We start from the raw sequence: 16727 nt of genomic DNA on the forward strand, positions 1-16727 counted from the left end.
ATTATCCATAATTTTCATATAGGTTGATATTAGGTATGTCAGCTAATTTATTTTTCACAAAAATCGAGGAAGAACCAAAAATTCTAATTTAAGCAACTAAATTTCATTGGTTTTTAAATACTAAATTAAAATTTGTAAATAATAATAGTAGGTTAGAGGATAGTTGAGGAGGAAAAGATGGATTTTAAAGAAAGGTTAATCACAGAAATCAAGAAATATCCAGATGTTTTTAATGAGATTAGGGTAGAGATTATGGAACCTAAATGGCAATCAGAATCTGAAGATGGAATTGAGTATATTATTGATACTGAGGTTGATAAAACATTAGAGAAAGTTGATGAGGGCCAATTAGTAGATTCAATTATTAATAATTTGAAATATTATATTGAATATGAACGTGAACTTGGTGAAAGTGAATTATAATCTTAGAAGGGAGGAGAAAATAATGGGTGATCATGTAGAACATTTTTTAAAGTATGGGGGAATAAAATTTGAGTATAAAGCTTCTGAAGAGGAAGTTAGGGAATTTGTTAATAGTTTACCTGAAGATAAGAGGGATAGCATAGCCGAAGTTAGCCAAATTTTAGATCAAGAAGGCTTGATTGACCTGAAGCCAGAATTCAGTACTATCGATAAGGAAATGTTGGATGCTCAAGTAGAAGAGAATCGAAGAATTTAAAGAAGTTTCAGTATAGCAGAAGGTGAAAATTTAAGGTCCCAAATAATGGGACCTTAAATTTTATTAATATTTGTTTTTGTCTAGCTGATCGAATAATGCTTTGACATACTCAGTGATAGATATTCTTTCTTCAATGAATTCTTCGATTAAATTATTATTATTAATTTTTACATCCATTATTAATCAGCTCCTTTTTTTAACTATTAATTATTATTGCTTATATTTAATTATATAATACTAGTAATGGTTACCTATTTAATGTAGTTATTATTAAGTAAAATTTTCAAATAAATTTAATAAATTAAAGGTATCTAGCATATAATTTATAATAATTTGAATTAACTGACTGAATTTAGCATAAAAATAAAATTAGAGTAATATACTATTAAAAACCAGGAGGTGTAATAATGAGAGCAACAGGAATAGTTCGCAAAATTGATAATTTAGGAAGAGTAGTAATCCCCAAAGAAATTAGAACTGAAATGAAGATCGATAATGGCAATACTTTAGAGATCTATGTTGATGAGGATGAAACAGTTATTTTAAAGAAATATAGTCCAGTAAGAGAGCTGAATGATTTAGAAGGGTATATCGAAACCCTTGTTGATACTACTGATTGTAGTGTTATGATTTCTGATACAGATAAAATAATAGCTTCCTCAACAGAAATGGAAAAATATACTGATCAAGTGCTAGGTAATAAGATAAAGGAAGCTATGGAGTCTAGGAGAACAATAGTTATTGAGGAGGCAGAAGAAGAGGAGGTCTTCAATAACTTTAGAACTAAAGAAGGAGAATTAGGAGCAATACTTGTTACACCTATTATTAAACAAGGAGATATTTTAGGGACAGTAATTTTATCGTCCTCCAATGGGGGATTAGGGGATTTTGAAGCTAAAATTAGTGAAATTACAGCTAAGGTAATTAGTAAAAAATTAGGTCTATAAATTATGGGGGCAACCAGTTGCCCCCATAATTTATTCATACAGGCAAAGCCTGAAGTGATAAATCCATAACTGAATATATAGGGATTCATGGTTTTAAAATTCAAAAACCACTCATGTAAAAAGCACTGCAACGGGAATTAAAGCGAAAATCAAGTTCCTCAAAACCATATCTACCATAGGACGTACGGGATTCTAAGCCTTTGGAGGCTCTTTTGCCACTGGATAAAAATCAGATGTTTTTTGCTAGAATGGAATTATTCTAATTAAAATAGTATAAAAAAGATAAAAATTCAAAAGATAATTATAAATTATAGTTTAGTAAAGGGGTAGGGGTATGGGAAAGATATTTTTCTTTATAGTTGCTGCAGTTTCTGGAACAGCAATGGCTGTGCAAGGTTCTTTGAATTCAGCACTTGGTAAGGTAGTAGGAGAAGTGGAAGCGACTTTTATTGTTCATATGATAGCTACATTAGTAATAGCATTAATTTTATTTGCTTTTAATTTGGGTCAAGGAAATTTAGGAAAGTTCATGTCAGCTCCATGGTATACTTATCTAGGAGGGTTGTTAAATGTAATTATTCTGTATGGAGTATTATTCAGTATTCCTAGACTGGGGGTTGCTAATGCAACTACTTTAATTATTGTTGGACAAGTATTGACTGCAATTTTGATTGATCACTTAGGAATTTGGGGGTTAGAAAGGATTCCTTTTCGCTGGATTCAGGGGTTAGGGTTGGTATTATTAGCTATAGGGGCTAGATTGTTATTGAATATCAAATAAGTTTTAGTTCAAGTCTAAGTTTATAATTTGACAGTATTGAATGAAGAAGGTATAATAATTCATGTACCCCCAGGGGTTGGGGTAAAAATTAAAGTAGGAGTGATCATGATGGCAGATAAAGTTATTAAAGCAAGTGAAAATGACTTTGAAGAAGAGGTAATTAATGCGGAAATACCTGTGTTGGTTGATTTTTGGGCACCATGGTGTGGACCTTGTAAAGCAGTTGCTCCTGTATTAGATGAGATTGCAAATGAGTATCAGAATAAAGTTAAGGTAGTTAAGGTCAATGTTGATGATAATCAGAATTTGGCTCAAGAATATCAAGTGACGAGCATTCCTAATATAATCTTCTTTAAAGAAGGAGAACAGGTAGAGCAACAAGTTGGTTTTGCTTCTAAAGATGGACTTATGAGTAAAATAGATAGTATTACTTAAATTTAGTTTCATGCAGGAGTGGATTAGATGGCAACTATTAAAGGCTCTGAGAAAAAAGAGAAATTGTTGACCCAATTGAAGACGATTAAGGGACATATTGGTGGTATTGAAAAGATGATTGAGGATGACAAAGAGTGTACAGAATTATTAATTCAAATATTAGCGATAAAGTCTTCAATTAATAAGGTAGGCTTATCTTTAATCAAGGATAATGCCTGTCAATGTATTTTAGAATCGATTGATGAAGGAGAAGAGATAGAATATACAATTAATGAGGTAGTGACTGCAGCGTTAAAATTCAGCAAATAAGTTGTTGGCCCTTACTTCTGTAAGGGCTTTATTAATTTAAGTTGAATAGTTGTGGTAGATTATGTAATTGAAAATTGATGTAGTCTTGTTCCAAAAAAAATAATAGAGTAATTATGGTAAAGGCAACTAGAAAGATCAAGTGTTCGCTCCAACTACCAGTAGTAATATTAAGGTGAAACTTGAAACGTTTATCATTAGGATAAAATAAAGGGATTCCTTGGACATTTAGCATATCTGTAATTAAATGACTAAAATAGCCGATAATTAAACCGCTCCAGATTATATTACTAATTAATTTAAGTTTAACTAACTCTTGAGTTAATAAGGCAAACAAGATCAATCCTAAAATACTATGGGTTAAACCACGGTGTTTGATTCCAAATAGTTTAAGAGGTTTGCTAATAAACCATAGTTTTTTTCCAGCTTTACTATTTGCATGATCTATATCAGGAATAAGAGCCCCGATAATTGTAGCTATATAAAATTCGATTAAGGCAATATTAAAGAGAGAGCTTGTGACTGGCAAATGTAAGCTAGTGATGTTAAAGATTTTAACTAATTTAATTGTAATTAGTCCAAAAACAAATCCAAAAAGTGAATGTGTATGGTGAGTCATAATTTTTCCTCCTTAATTTACTATAATAACAGGAGATTTAATTTTTTGCTGAGAAATGATATTTTTACTTAAACTTATTCTAAGACTTAAACTAAAGTTGCTTAACGACAACTTTGTTCTTATTCATTATATACCGCGGTTGTTTTTCTGTCAAACCTTGTAACTAATAGTTTTTATAGCATTAAATTCAAGGGTAGATCATTCAATTACTTCAGAGAAAATAAAAGGATTTGATAAAAATTTATAGAATTCAGTAAGAGTTAGTACAAGAAAGGAGCAATCGAATGAAGAAAATAATTCCTTTAGTACTATGGATATTGCTTTTAAGTAGTGCAGAGGTTAGTGGTAGTCAGGAATTTGCTAAGATAGATGGACTAATGGATAATTTATTGTCGGAAGTTACAATTCAAAAAGGGCAGGTTGTTACGAGTTTTGAATCGGATATTTATTTAAATTTGGGCCAAGCTACAGGGGTCAAACAGGGAGATAGATTTGAGGTAACTAGACAAGGGGAGTTATTGACTGATCCAGTAACCGGGATGAATTTAGGAAGGGTTGAGATTAAGATAGCTGAAGTAGAGGTTGTTACAGTTAGAGATAAATTTTCGATTGCTGAAATTGTGGGAAAATATTCTGAAGTTGATATTGAACCATTGGATTTAGTAACTGAAATTGATTATGTACAGCAAGTAGTTAAATTAGGATTTAGCTCGAGTGAGCAATTTGATAGTCTGACCAGTAGAATAGAAGAGGTAGTTAGTAATTATCTTAAGCAAGATGAGCGATTTGAACTTTTACCTGCACAGAAGGTAGAAAATGTCAGGCGGGGATTTGAACAAAAAGAGGAATTGGATGAGCAAAATTTAGCATTGCTAGTAGATAAATTAGAAGTTGATTTATTACTAACCGGTCAGATTTATCAACAGGAGGATAGTTTTTTTATTTATGCAGGGTTATTTGAAAAAAAGTTAGGTACTATAATTAATGAAGAAGTAATTAGATTAGCTAAAGATGATCGAGTGGTTGCTTATTATTTGCAGCAGCAAGAAGAGGAAGAACTTTATCAACTCTTATTTGAGCAGGAGTTTGATTATTTAAGTGGTAGTTTAGCAGTTGGTGATATTACTAATGATGGTCAGCTAGAAGTCTTGTTGAATACTTCAGAGGCAGTTAAGATTCTAAATTATGAGGATGAGCGGTTGATTGAGCAAGATAAGATAACAGATGATTATCAAATTACACGGTTTGATGATTATAAAGTATTAATAGGTGATACTACCAATAATGAAACTGCAAAAATAATTGTTGATCAGTATAGAAGGTTGATCAGTTTTGAATGGGATGGTAATGAGTACTTACGGAAAGATTTGAACAAATTTAATCGCGATCGCCCTAAATTAATTGTGGGATTAGATGGTCAAGACTATTTAGTGACTAGAGATTATGGTCATTTTTTGAAGTTTAATCTCTGGGATGGAAGCCAATATCAAGTTGATTTTGAATTTGATTTAGCGGTAAATGAAGGGTATCGGTTACAAATAGCCGATTTAACTGGAGATGGAGAAGAGGAATTGATTTTAACAGCCTTTACTGGTGGACAAGAGTATGAAATTAAGGTTTATAATCTAGATGGAGAATTAGAATATAACTTTCCAGATACGCATGGGCCAACAATTGCTGTGGGAGATTTAAATCGAGATGGAATAGAGGAAATCTTTCTCTCAACCCAAAATGAAGCTAAAAGTCAGATTATATCATATTTCTGGGATGGAGAAGATTATTCAGTCAACTGGGAGAGTGAAGAGCTGCCAGGTGAGGTTAGAGATTTTGCTGTGGGGGATTTGACAGCTGATGGAGAGCAAGAATTATTAGTACTGATATTAGAGGATGAGCTAAGTAAGCTATATTTGTATCAAAGAAAATAAAGAAATTTTAACTGTTATTAGAGCAACCTTTGTAATATACTAATAGAGAAAGTATCAATTAGTGGAGGGATTTGGAATGGGATGGATACATATTGTTGGGGTTGGTGGGATAGCTATGTCAGCTATTGCTCAGTATTTCTTGGAAGCAGGATATAAGGTGACAGGGTCTGATTTGAATTCTAATCAATTAATTGAAGAATTAGAGAAGAAAGGTGCAGAAATAACGATTGGACATCAGCAAGATAATATTTCTACTGATATAGAAAAGGTGATTTATTCTGATGCTATACCAGAGGATAATGTAGAATTAGTAGCTGCTAAAAAATATAATTTAGAAAGGCTAGGTCGTTCTCAGGCTTTAAAATTGATCACGAAGGATAAGGATGTTATTTCAGCGACCGGCACGCATGGGAAAACAACTACTTCAGCCATGATTGCTCAAGTATTAGAAACTGGAGGGAAAGATGTTAGTTTTATTATTGGAGGGATCTTAAATAATTTTGCTAGTAATTTTAAGATTGATCAAGGGGATTATTTTGTCCTGGAAGGTGATGAATATGGTAGATCCTTTTTGCAGTACAAATCTGAGTTAGGGGTTTTGACGAATATTGAATATGATCATCCTGATATCTATCAAGATCTAGATGACTTATTGGCTGCTTATAAAGAGTATGTTACTAATTTAGGGAGTTATTTGGTAACCAATCAGCAGGTGATTGAGCAATTAAAGTTAGATACTTTAGATTTAGAGATAGAAGTTGAGACTGTAGGGGTTAATCAGCCAGAGGCTACCTTTAATGCAGTTGAGATTGAAGAGCAGGAATTGACTTCTTATTTTGATCTAGAGTATCAAGGTCAAAGGGTTGATCGGTTTGAGATAGAAGGTTTAGGGGATTATAATATTAAGCATGCTTTAGAAGCAATTGCTATTGGTAATTATTGTGGTTTATCATTTGCTGAGATGAAAGAAGCCTTCAGTAAGTGGAGTGGGGTTAAACGAAGGTTTGAGGTATTGTATGCTGCTGGAGATAAGATTGTAATTACTGATTATGCTCATCATCCTAGTGAGGTAGATGTAGTTACAGCTACTTTGGAGCGAATCAAGACTACTAAGAAGAAGGTTGTTATCTTTCAGCCCCATCAATATATTAGAACCAATCGTTTATTTGATGATTATAGTGGTGTATTAGATAAAGAACTTGATCAAAAAATAGTCAGTAAGATTTATAAGGTTCGGGAGCAAGTATTAGAAGCAGAATTAGATAGATTAGGAGTAGAGTTGAGTCAGACTATCAGTTCAGGTGAGATCTATTATTGTAATCAGTTAGAAGAAGTTAAGGAGTGGCTAGAAGAGTATGATCAAAACGAGCAAGCTATTTATCTCTTTTTAGGTGCAGGGAATATAGATGATTTTGCTAGAGAATGGGTAGCAGAGTTTAATTAAGTATAAAGTAGAATTAGGTGATAGTGATGAAGGTATGGAAACTAACAGATGACAAATATGCGATTAAGGAATATTTGACTAATGGGTTATTCAGTAAGTTAGTAGCAGAAGAAGGAGTTAGCTATAATCAAGAGGCTTGGCGGATAGAGTTTGTAGTCGATAAGTTGGATTTAATCAGCGATTATTGTTCTGAAGTAGAGATTATGGCTGGACAGGATTTATTGACTAGATTGTATAGGATTAATAAATTTAAGCCGAGAAAAGACTTGATGCGCCATGCTGTAATGATTTATGAACTACAGGATTATATTTATTTTATTTTAAAGGATGAAGCATTTGAGTTATTAGAGGAGTATGAAGGTGTTTTAGTCAGCCATGATTCTAAAGTCAAGAGGTATGCTGAAGAGTTACTATACTTTGGTCAACAAGAGAAACTGAATAAATATCAGAATTCTTTAGAACAATTGGGAATTGAAAAGATTAAGGAGATTCTAAAAGAGGAGCAGGGGAGTTTTTTAAGCTGTGATTTTGATTCCTCTCCTCTGTTATTTGTAGATAAGTATCGAGACATAGAGTTAGCTGAGGAAAGAAGAACTAAGTTTTTTAAGCAGGAGCTTGGTAAAAGAAATGTAACTGCGTTTAATATTAGACAGTTAGCTGAAGAGAGGCAGGTACGGCGAGAGGTATGGTTTCCGTTCTTTGAAAAGTTAGTGGAACAAGAGATTAGACAACGGGTTGGGAAGTTAGAGCGGTTACAGGAAAGATTTAAGCTGAATGATTTATTTTCCAACCAACAGGCATTACAACTGGTCAATCAGCTTGAGAAGTTGGCCCAGAAGTTAGATAAGGAGTTGCAGGAAATTATTGGAGAGGAATTGGTTCAATATTATACCCAAGAAAAAGAAAGACTAATCTATGGAATCTAATAAATCAATTCAAATAAGTTGAACTTGATTATTGATTCTTTTAGTTTTTTGATTTTGATATTTTGAATTTAATTGTGAATTGTGCATTGTAAATTGTCAATTGAAACGGGAGTGAAGAAAGATTTAGATATCCGTCAAGGGTTATCATAATAGGATTGAATTTAGCTGAAAGTATTAGGATTTTAGTAGGGAGTGGGAGTTAATGTTAGAGGAACTTATTACTGAAGAGGGCAGATTAGAAGAGTTAATTGCTCAAATCGATCCCAATTTTTTCAAACAGGCTCGTTGGTTTCAGCATAAAGGAGCCATGATAAATCAGATTCAGTTGGTTGATTATGGAAAGTTGACTCTTAGTAATTCAGAATCGATTATTTTAGCAACCATTCTTGAAATTTTTATGGAACAGCAAGTGGAATTTAGTCAGTTTAGTGAACTGTACTATTTACCTTTGTTGGTCAGTCAAACTTTACTACAAGGAGCAGAAAGTATTCCTGTATTAGATGCTCAAGAACAGTTTTTTCTTTATCAGGGAGTAAATGATTTAGAATATGTACGAGTAATAGAGCAATTTATGAAGGAAGAAGAAGAGCTAGCGTTACAAAAAGGTGGAACTTTACGAGGGGTTTCGATTGCAGAAGATGGGGTCTTCAGTGCTGAGCAGTTAACAGATGTTTCGAGTAATAGCCTTACAGTAGTCAAGAAGGATCAAGTAGCCAAGACTTTTCGGAGGTTAGAGGCAGGGGTTAATCCTGAGATAGAATTAAGTCTTAGTCTACAACAGAAAACGGATTTTGAGCAGTTTCCTACTTTGAAAGGTTATCTTACTTATCAAACTGAGCAGAAGCAAGAGTATAATCTGATGTTGGCCCAGGAGTTTGTTACAAGTGATGGTGATTTGTGGGCATATACGCAGGAGGTTATAGCAGATCTGTTGGCCCGATTGTGGGAGGAGAGAGCAGGAGATTTAGAAGGGGCAATTGAAGAGTTTTGTGCTGAATATTTTGATTATAGCGTCAAATTAGGAGAGCTGATTGCTCGATTGCATTTATCATTAGCTGGAATCGATGCTCAAGAATTTGCACCTCGTCCTCCTCAACAAGATGAGGTAGTTGAGCTGTATTCTAAGATGAGAGAAAATTATGAACAGCTTGTTAGTCAATTGCAAGAGAAAGAGGAGCAGGTTGATGATGAACAGTTAGTAGCTGAATTATTGAGTTATCAAGATATTATTGAACAGTTAGAAGAAGAGCTATTACCAGCTATTGAGCAGATAGGTAAGTTTGTTCGTTGCCATGGGGATCTGCATTTAGAGCAGGTCTTGAAGATAGGAGAAGAGTTGATTATCTTGGATTTTGAAGGGGAGCCAACTAAGAGCATTGCTGAGCGGAGAAGAAAGTATAGTCCGCTTAAGGATATAGCTGGTATGTTGCGTTCTTATAACTATGCTGCTTATGCTGGGTATTTTAAATTTAAAGAAGAGGTTCAAATTGAGGATAGTGATTATTTATTAGAGATAATTAACTTGTGGGAAGAAAAAGTTGCAAGTAAATTTTGGGAAGGCTATTTACAGTCAATTGGTCAAGAAGCTGAGTTGTTACCTAGTGAGAATGAGTTTAATCGAGTAGTTGAGCTTTTTAAGCTTGAAAAGGCATTATATGAAGCTCTCTATGAGATTAATAATCGGATTGATTGGTTACAGATTCCATTACAGGGAATCTTGGATTCTTTAGCTAGCTTGAATTAAATTTTAGTAATGTAAGATACTAGCTAGTAGGGGGTATGAATAATGGCCAATTTGAAAGTGATGATGTTGACTAAGGAATTTCCCAATAATATTTATGGTGGGGCTGGAGTTCATGTCGATTATTTGAGTCAGAATTTAGCTGAGATAATGGATGTTGAGGTCAGGGCATTTGCTGGGGAGGAAGATTTGGTTCAAGATCAGAGGGAGGCAACAGCTTATCAAGCTTGGCCCGAGGTCAGTAAGAATACTGATCAGAGGTTTATTAAAGCTGTCAATGCACTGTCTGTTGATTTGGCGATGGCTAAAGATAAGTCTGATGCTGATATTGTTCATTGCCATACGTGGTATACTTTTATGGGTGGTTTTTGGGTCAAAAAACTATATGATATTCCACTAGTGACTACTATTCATAGTATGGAACCACTTCGTCCTTGGAAAGAGGAGCAATTAGGAAATGCATATCACTTATCTTCCTGGATGGAGCGAACTGCTGTAGAGGATGCAGATAAGATAATTGCAGTCTCTAAAGAGATGAAAAAAGATATCTTAGAACACTATAATGTCCAAGAAGAGGAGATAGAGGTCATCTATAATGGAATTGATCTAAATCAATATCAATATACCGCTAGTACTACTTATCGAGAAGAATATGGAATTGATCCTAATAAACCATATATCTTATTTGTAGGACGAATTACTCGTCAAAAAGGAATCATTCATTTAGTAAATGCAATTAAGGATATTAATGAGGAGGCTCAGGTTGTACTCTGTGCGGGAGCTCCTGATACTGAAGAGATAGAAGAGGAGATGAATCAAAAGGTAACAGCTATTCAACAAGAGCGGGATGGAGTAATTTGGATTAATGAGATGGTTTCTAAAGAAGCAGTAATTGAGTTTTATTCGAATGCAACTGTCTTTTGCTGCCCATCAGTGTATGAACCTTTTGGAATAATTAATCTAGAGGCAATGGCCTGTAAAACTCCTGTAGTAGCATCTGCAGTGGGAGGAATTAAAGAGGTTGTCGTTGACGGGGAGACTGGGTTTTTAGTTGACTTCGAGCAGGTTGAAGGGCCAACCGGTGAACCTAAGGATCCTGCTGTTTTTTCTCAAGCTTTAGCGGATAAGATAAATCAAGTCTTAGCTGATGAAGAGTTACAGCAAAAATTTGGGCAGAATGGTCGCCAGCGGGTAGAGGAGATCTTTAGTTGGGAGGCAATTGCTAAACAGACTAAGGAGTTGTATCAGCAGTTGGTCAAGTAGCAAGTACGTTGGTCCTGGAATATAATTTAGTGTAAAAAAGTTCTTAAAACTACTAAGTTAATTTAAATAACTAAGGTTTTGGTACTTCGGTGCCAGAACTTTTATTTTTGTAGGAGGTTAAATTATGGAGTGGCACTTAAAGTTTTTTAATCAGTTGTCTGTAGATGAGTTATATAAGCTTCTTAAATTAAGGATTGATGTTTTTGTTGTTGAACAGGATTGTCCTTATCACGAATGTGATAATAAGGATAGAAGGTCATTTCATTTGTTTGCTGAACGTGAAGGAGAAATACTGGCTTATGCACGTTTGATATTGCCTGGAATCTCCTATTCAGAAGCATCGATTGGTCGGGTAATAGTGGTTAAAAAATATCGCAACCAGGGCTTAGGAAGAGAATTAATGGAACGTGGTATTGACTTTTTAACCACGGAATTAAAACAAGAGCAGATTAGAATTTCAGCACAACAACACTTAAGTAGTAGTTTTTATGGTCAGTTAGGCTTTGAAGTGGTCTCGGATTCTTATTTAGAAGATGGAATTCCTCATGTGGAAATGTTATATCAAAAATAAGAGAAGATACTTTCTATTTAAAGCTGATTTGCAGCATTTTGAACTTGAGGAATCTGAACAGGATTAGCAATGTTTAGAAGATCTTATAATGTAACTTTACAATGAGATAAGCAAGATTGAACAGCTTGGCCCTTGTGCATTGGTATAGAATATTCATCAGTTTTTATTATTAAAGCTATAGGCTTAATCAGCCTATAGCTTTTTTTAGTTTATAAAGATATGTTTGTAGTTGTTTAAAATAAAGCTCCTGAGAATAAGAAATTAGGAGGCTTAACATTAATTATTTGAATATAATTATGAATTATAGTATTATTATGGTATATAAGTTTTTAATTGTATAAAAAAGATGTGAATTGGCTATAAATGTTAATAAGGGTTTATTAAATAATAGGAGGAGTCAATTCATGTCTATTTATCTTGAAAAAGAAGCAGAAGAAATTATGGTTAAATTTAATTATAGTGCTGAGCGAGTTGAGAGAATAAAAAAAATTAAGGGGAGAAAGTGGGATCCTAAACGAAAAGTTTGGAGGATTCCTTATTCTATTAAAAATATTGAAGAAATAAAGAGATTATTTAGAAATGACAAAGTTTATATTAATGATGAAATGAAAATTTTTAACCAAGTTGAAGAGAAATTAAAGCTAAAAGGTTATAGTGTTCAAACTCAGAAAGCATATTTAGGTCAGATTAAAAGGTTTATTGATTATACAGATAAAAATTTAAGTCAAATTAATGAAAGTGAAGTAAAAGAATATGTATTGTACTTATTGTACTTATTAAATGAAAAAGAACTCACTCATTCGTTTGTAAACCAGGCAATTAGTTCTATTAAATTTTTAGCTTTAGAGATATTGAAAAAGAAAAATATTATTATAGATCTTCCTAGACCAAAAAAGGAAAGTAAATTACCTCAAGTATTGAGTGAGAAAGAAGTAAACAGTATACTACAAGTGTTAGATAATGAAAAACATAAAACTATTTTATATCTTGTTTATTCAGCAGGGTTGAGAGTAGGAGAGGTTGTTAAATTAAAATGTGAAGATGTTGATAGGAATAGAATGTTACTTCGTGTACGCCAAGGAAAAGGAAGGAAGGATCGTTATACGCTATTATCAAAGGAAGCACTTAAACAATTAAAGCTCTATTATAAGCTATATAAGCCTAAAAGCTGGATCTTCCCAGGACAAAAGAAAGGTAGTCATTTAACTGTAAGATCAGTACAAAGGGTTTTTAAGAAGGCGTGTAATAAAGCAGAAATATCTAAGGACGTATCAGTTCACTCGCTTCGACATTCTTTTGCAACTCATCTGCTTGAAAGAGGAGTTGACTTGCGTTATATTCAGAAACTGTTAGGTCATAAAAGCTCTACTACAACTGAAGTTTATACTCATGTAAGTAAAAATCAATTTTCTAAGATAAAAAATCCACTTGATGAGTTGATGGAATAAAACACGTTGTTTACATAAGATATTAGCGAAACAATCTTCGTGAATATCATGAAATGCTAAAGTAAAGTGAAGTTGTTTTCGTAAAGATAGGAGTTATATGACATTGTAATGAAATTAAATTTAAATAAAAAATATATAGGAGATGATAAAGTTGGTAATTGAAGTTAATTCTAGTTTGGTTGGGCCGCTACATGCAGATTCTTTTTCTAAAAAGAAAGATTTTATTAATAATTATGTATCATTGAGAGGAGAAAGTTCTATATATAAAGACCCTTTATTGGGTTCAGTAATTAATGGGGATAAAGTTATATTATCTGGAGTAAGAGGAACAGGTAAAACAATGATTCTTAAAACTGGAGAAGCAATTCTTAAGAAGAATTTAAATGAAAAATTAGAAAATGATGAAGATGATTTGATATTACCTGTTTATGTTACATATTCTGGTTTTAAGAAGGATGTATCTCTAGAGAATGAAATGGAACTTGCTTCTGATGAATTAAAAACAGCACGTGAAATATTTAGAGGTTATTTTTATATGACTCTTTTAGATAGTGTTTTAGATAGTATTGAAAATATGGGATTAGACAAAAATGTTGATTTTAATTTATTTGGATTACGTACTAAACTTGGAATCAAACGCGAGATTGAGAATGCAATAAAAACTTTTAAACGACTAGGATTTAGAGAAGTTTTAGAGTCTAAAAAGAAGGGGGTTGATATTGGAGTAAAAATAAAACAGATTGAATTAGCAATTACTCCAGGAATGTCTTCAAAAGAAGATATAACAGAAGTAAGGCTAGATGATATGCAAAGAACTAATTTATTCAAGCAGACTATAGATTCAATATGTTCCGTCTATAATCTAAGTAAAATTCATTATTTGTTTGATGAAGTTTATTACCTTAAATATCTACAACCAGAATTTTTTGATATATTATTTGGTTTTAGAAATTATACAAATATAACATTTTCAATCAGTTCTTATCCCACATTCATGGATTATGGTAATGAATTTGATATTCCTGATGATGCAAGAGAGGTAAGTGTATCTTCTTCATTATATAAACCAGATAAATATAGTTTTGAAAAGGCTTTAATAAAACTTGTAGAGTCCAGGATAAAAAAATATGGAGAAAAAAGATATGAGAATGTTATATCAAATGAAACCTTAGAACATTTAATTTTATTAACTAATGGTAATCCTAGAATGCTTTTGCAATCTATTGATTATATTTGGCAACAGAATAATGGGAAAAAAATTATAGTTAAAAATATTACATCTGATTTAATTTATTATATGGTTAAATCCTGGTATTTGAGGTTTATGAAGAATCAAGCAAGAAGATATAAGACAAGTATTGATAAAATCGAAGAATTTTTAAAAATAATCGTAGATAGATTAAAGAAAAATAATGAAAGAAATGAAATTCCAACATCTTTCTTTTTAATATCAGATGAAATTCATAAACATTTTAGTTCTACAATTAATTTATTACATTATTTTAGGATGATAGATGAATATAAAATTGGAGATTTTGGAGGAGGAGATTTGAAGAAGGGACAAACATATTTATTGAATCCTATGGTTGGTATTTATGAACTTCCCCCTGTTTGCTAGACAGTAAGTTAAGATATATAATATAATTACTTCAAGGGGGATTTCAAATGGACGATGACAGAAGAACTTATAGTGAACAATTTAAGCGTGAAACTGTTGAATTAAGTTTCAATTCAGAAAAAACCTGCAAAGAAATTGCTGAAGATTTAGGGCTTAGCTACCATAACTTAATTAGATGGCGTAAAGAGTATAGAGATAACAAGGATCAAGCTTTTCCCGGTCAAGGTAAACAAAAACTTTCACCTGAACAGGAAGAAATCAAAAAGTTAAAAGAGGAATTACGTATTGCTAAACAAGAACGTGATATATTAAAAAAAGCAGTCGGCATATTCTCAAAGAAACCAAGATGAAATATGGTTTCATTCGGGAGCACCGCAATGAATTTCCTATAACGAGAATGTGTCAGGTACTAGGTGTCTCCCGATCTGGATATTACAGTTGGTTAAATCGTAAACCAAGTAAAAGAAAACAAGAAAACTATAAATTAAAATTAAGAATAGCTCAAATATACTCCAAAAGTAGAGGAAGCTATGGTAGTCCACGTATTTATAAACAACTCAAGAAAGAAGGATTCAAGTGCAATAAAAAGCGAATAGAACGATTAATGAAAGTACTGGGATTAAAAGCAATACAGAAACGAAAATTTAAGGTTACTACTGATTCTAATCATAATTTGCCAATTAAAGAAAACCTTTTAGATCGTAAGTTTGATGTGACTGAAAAAAATAAAGTCTGGGTTTCAGACATTACATATATATCTACCAAAGAAGGTTGGTTGTATTTAGCAGTCATGATAGACCTTTATTCTCGTAAAATAGTTGGCTGGTCAATGCAAAAGAGAATGACTAAGAATTTAGTTATAGATGCTCTTAATATGGCCATAAAAAGGCGTAGTCCTGAGAAAGGCCTAATAGTACATTCAGATCAGGGCAGCCAGTATGCAAGCCATGATTTTCAAAAATTACTTTGGCAGAACAAGTTCAAATCATCAATGAGTCGTAAAGGTAACTGTTGGGATAATGCAGTAGCAGAAAGTTTTTTTGGTACACTAAAAACAGAACTAGTTTATCACAATAAATACCAAACTAGAAGTCAGGCGAAACAGGATATATTTAAATATATTGAGATTTTCTATAATAGAAATCGCTTACATTCAACCTTAGATTATAAAAGTCCAGAAGAGTACGAAAACGAGAGAAAAATGTCTAAACTATGTGTCTAATCTAATGGGGGAACCTCATTATTATGGTATTTTTTCAAAAAATCAAATTGTAAATCTACCTTCTCTAATAAAAAATAGCATTAATAAAGATAGAAAAATTCAATTTGGCAGTCTTGAGTATTTATTGAAAAAATTTGATAATCCTAACAAGATAACTTGTCCAAGGTATATAGATGGAGAATGTATAGATGCAGAATGTAAGGATACTTATAGTGAAAAATGGACAATTTGTCCGTTTCATCAAGGAATGAGTTTAGAACCTAGCACCTCTAGAATTTATGATGTTAAAATAGATACTTTAAATGTATCAGATAAAATGATTAGACGGTTAAATGAGGCTAATATTAAAACATTATTTGATATAATGGATGCAGGTGTAAAAGGATTAGTAGAAGTACCTTACATAGGATATATAAGGGCTAATAATATTTATTATACTACTAGAGAATATATTGATGATAATTTTTAAATTTAATAAGTCTAGTTTTGGAAAACATTACAACGTCATATAACAGCAGGTTAGCGACATCCAATTGTTAAGCATAGCCGAAGGTCGAGCTGACTTATGAAATTCAGATGCATTTATGAAGTTGCATTGCAGTAAAGGGACGTCGCGAACCTGCGGGACGTTGTATGTCCAGCGAAGCTGGACATATCCAACGGGTGAAAGTCCCGTCAAGGTAAAAGTTAAAGCCTTGTAGCAGAATAGCAATATGGTGGGAAATCTAAATATTGAAGTCTATTGACAAAGATACCTAAAGGGTATCGAGCAAGTATGCAGACCGTAACACCAGTAAACGCA

General features: G+C 32.7%; 17 protein-coding genes. 16 read left to right on the forward strand and 1 reads right to left on the reverse strand.

All coding sequences use genetic code 11. From position 1 onward, the window contains the following. The first annotated feature begins 177 nt into the window (after positions 1-177). From MWH25_RS10870 to MWH25_RS10900, 6 genes are all read left to right on the forward strand, one after another. Positions 178-423 carry a hypothetical protein gene (locus MWH25_RS10870; RefSeq protein WP_248627678.1) on the forward strand — a complete coding sequence of 82 codons (246 nt, stop codon included), beginning with the start codon at positions 178-180 and terminating at the stop codon, positions 421-423. 22 nt (positions 424-445) lie between these two features. Beyond that, positions 446-679, forward strand: coding sequence for a hypothetical protein (locus tag MWH25_RS10875; protein WP_248627679.1), 234 nt, complete (start codon positions 446-448; stop codon positions 677-679). A 407-nt stretch (positions 680-1086) separates the two neighbouring features. Next, complete coding sequence (locus tag MWH25_RS12965) at positions 1087-1626, forward strand: stage V sporulation T C-terminal domain-containing protein (protein ID WP_282706952.1); 540 nt, start codon at positions 1087-1089, stop codon at positions 1624-1626. A 334-nt stretch (positions 1627-1960) separates the two neighbouring features. Further along, positions 1961-2407 (forward strand): DMT family transporter, encoded by a 447-nt coding sequence (locus MWH25_RS10890; RefSeq protein WP_248627680.1) that lies wholly within the window; start codon positions 1961-1963, stop codon positions 2405-2407. Positions 2408-2515: 108 nt separating this feature from the next. Further along, entirely contained in the window at positions 2516-2842 is a 327-nt protein-coding gene (gene trxA / locus MWH25_RS10895; protein WP_248627681.1) for a thioredoxin, read from the forward strand. A 27-nt stretch (positions 2843-2869) separates the two neighbouring features. Further along, positions 2870-3151 carry a metal-sensitive transcriptional regulator gene (locus MWH25_RS10900; protein WP_248627682.1) on the forward strand — a complete coding sequence of 94 codons (282 nt, stop codon included), beginning with the start codon at positions 2870-2872 and terminating at the stop codon, positions 3149-3151. A gap of 31 nt (positions 3152-3182) precedes the next feature. On the opposite strand, the gene MWH25_RS10905 is transcribed toward MWH25_RS10900, so the two are convergent. Further along, positions 3183-3767, reverse strand: a complete 585-nt coding sequence (locus MWH25_RS10905) for a metal-dependent hydrolase (RefSeq protein ID WP_248627683.1) — start codon at positions 3765-3767, stop codon at positions 3183-3185. A 284-nt stretch (positions 3768-4051) separates the two neighbouring features. Here MWH25_RS10905 and MWH25_RS10910 point away from each other — a divergent pair, with 284 nt between their 5' ends. The 10 genes from MWH25_RS10910 to MWH25_RS10955 all read left to right on the forward strand — a co-directional run bounded on the left by MWH25_RS10910 (position 4052) and on the right by MWH25_RS10955 (position 16394). Continuing rightward, positions 4052-5692, forward strand: a complete 1641-nt coding sequence (locus MWH25_RS10910; protein WP_248627684.1) for a FlgT C-terminal domain-containing protein — start codon at positions 4052-4054, stop codon at positions 5690-5692. Between the two features lie 76 nt (positions 5693-5768). After that, positions 5769-7136, forward strand: a complete 1368-nt coding sequence (gene murC / locus MWH25_RS10915) for a UDP-N-acetylmuramate--L-alanine ligase (RefSeq protein WP_248627685.1) — start codon at positions 5769-5771, stop codon at positions 7134-7136. A gap of 23 nt (positions 7137-7159) precedes the next feature. After that, positions 7160-8062: a hypothetical protein gene (locus MWH25_RS10920; protein ID WP_248627686.1), complete on the forward strand. Its 903-nt coding sequence runs from the start codon at positions 7160-7162 to the stop codon at positions 8060-8062. A 202-nt stretch (positions 8063-8264) separates the two neighbouring features. Beyond that, a complete protein-coding gene (locus MWH25_RS10925; RefSeq protein ID WP_248627687.1) occupies positions 8265-9806 on the forward strand; it encodes a hypothetical protein in 1542 nt (513 codons plus the stop codon). 42 nt (positions 9807-9848) lie between these two features. Continuing rightward, positions 9849-11066 (forward strand): glycogen synthase, encoded by a 1218-nt coding sequence (glgA, locus tag MWH25_RS10930; protein ID WP_248627688.1) that lies wholly within the window; start codon positions 9849-9851, stop codon positions 11064-11066. A gap of 124 nt (positions 11067-11190) precedes the next feature. Next, a complete protein-coding gene (locus MWH25_RS10935) occupies positions 11191-11637 on the forward strand; it encodes a GNAT family N-acetyltransferase (RefSeq protein ID WP_248627689.1) in 447 nt (148 codons plus the stop codon). Positions 11638-12041: 404 nt separating this feature from the next. After that, on the forward strand, positions 12042-13085 hold the full coding sequence (locus MWH25_RS10940; RefSeq protein ID WP_248627690.1) for a tyrosine-type recombinase/integrase: 1044 nt from the start codon (positions 12042-12044) through the stop codon (positions 13083-13085). Between the two features lie 151 nt (positions 13086-13236). After that, on the forward strand, positions 13237-14703 hold the full coding sequence (locus MWH25_RS10945) for an ORC-CDC6 family AAA ATPase (RefSeq protein WP_248627691.1): 1467 nt from the start codon (positions 13237-13239) through the stop codon (positions 14701-14703). 47 nt (positions 14704-14750) lie between these two features. Continuing rightward, positions 14751-15925, forward strand: a protein-coding gene (locus MWH25_RS10950; protein WP_248627692.1) for an IS3 family transposase whose coding sequence is annotated in 2 segments (ribosomal slippage) — positions 14751-15012 and positions 15012-15925 — 1176 coding nt in all. Because the reading frame shifts where the segments join, the coding sequence is not laid out codon by codon here. 124 nt (positions 15926-16049) lie between these two features. Beyond that, positions 16050-16394, forward strand: a complete 345-nt coding sequence (locus tag MWH25_RS10955; RefSeq protein WP_248627693.1) for a helix-hairpin-helix domain-containing protein — start codon at positions 16050-16052, stop codon at positions 16392-16394. The last annotated feature ends 333 nt before the right edge of the window (positions 16395-16727 follow it).

Origin of the sequence: Natroniella acetigena, assembly GCF_023227745.1 — a bacterium.
In the GTDB taxonomy this organism is placed as follows: Bacteria; Bacillota; Halanaerobiia; order Halobacteroidales; family Halobacteroidaceae; genus Natroniella; species Natroniella acetigena.

Bases quoted from the DNA above. Each gene is read 5' to 3' on its own strand.
- MWH25_RS10870 (WP_248627678.1), top strand. From the start codon at position 178: ATGGATTTTAAAGAAAGGTTAATCACAGAAATCAAGAAATATCCAGAT.
- MWH25_RS10875 (WP_248627679.1), top strand. From the start codon at position 446: ATGGGTGATCATGTAGAACATTTTTTAAAGTATGGGGGAATAAAATTT.
- MWH25_RS12965 (WP_282706952.1), top strand. From the start codon at position 1,087: ATGAGAGCAACAGGAATAGTTCGCAAAATTGATAATTTAGGAAGAGTA.
- MWH25_RS10890 (WP_248627680.1), top strand. From the start codon at position 1,961: ATGGGAAAGATATTTTTCTTTATAGTTGCTGCAGTTTCTGGAACAGCA.
- trxA (WP_248627681.1), top strand. From the start codon at position 2,516: ATGGCAGATAAAGTTATTAAAGCAAGTGAAAATGACTTTGAAGAAGAG.
- MWH25_RS10900 (WP_248627682.1), top strand. From the start codon at position 2,870: ATGGCAACTATTAAAGGCTCTGAGAAAAAAGAGAAATTGTTGACCCAA.
- MWH25_RS10905 (WP_248627683.1), bottom strand. From the start codon at position 3,767: ATGACTCACCATACACATTCACTTTTTGGATTTGTTTTTGGACTAATT.
- MWH25_RS10910 (WP_248627684.1), top strand. From the start codon at position 4,052: ATGAAGAAAATAATTCCTTTAGTACTATGGATATTGCTTTTAAGTAGT.
- murC (WP_248627685.1), top strand. From the start codon at position 5,769: ATGGGATGGATACATATTGTTGGGGTTGGTGGGATAGCTATGTCAGCT.
- MWH25_RS10925 (WP_248627687.1), top strand. From the start codon at position 8,265: ATGTTAGAGGAACTTATTACTGAAGAGGGCAGATTAGAAGAGTTAATT.
- glgA (WP_248627688.1), top strand. From the start codon at position 9,849: ATGGCCAATTTGAAAGTGATGATGTTGACTAAGGAATTTCCCAATAAT.
- MWH25_RS10935 (WP_248627689.1), top strand. From the start codon at position 11,191: ATGGAGTGGCACTTAAAGTTTTTTAATCAGTTGTCTGTAGATGAGTTA.
- MWH25_RS10940 (WP_248627690.1), top strand. From the start codon at position 12,042: ATGTCTATTTATCTTGAAAAAGAAGCAGAAGAAATTATGGTTAAATTT.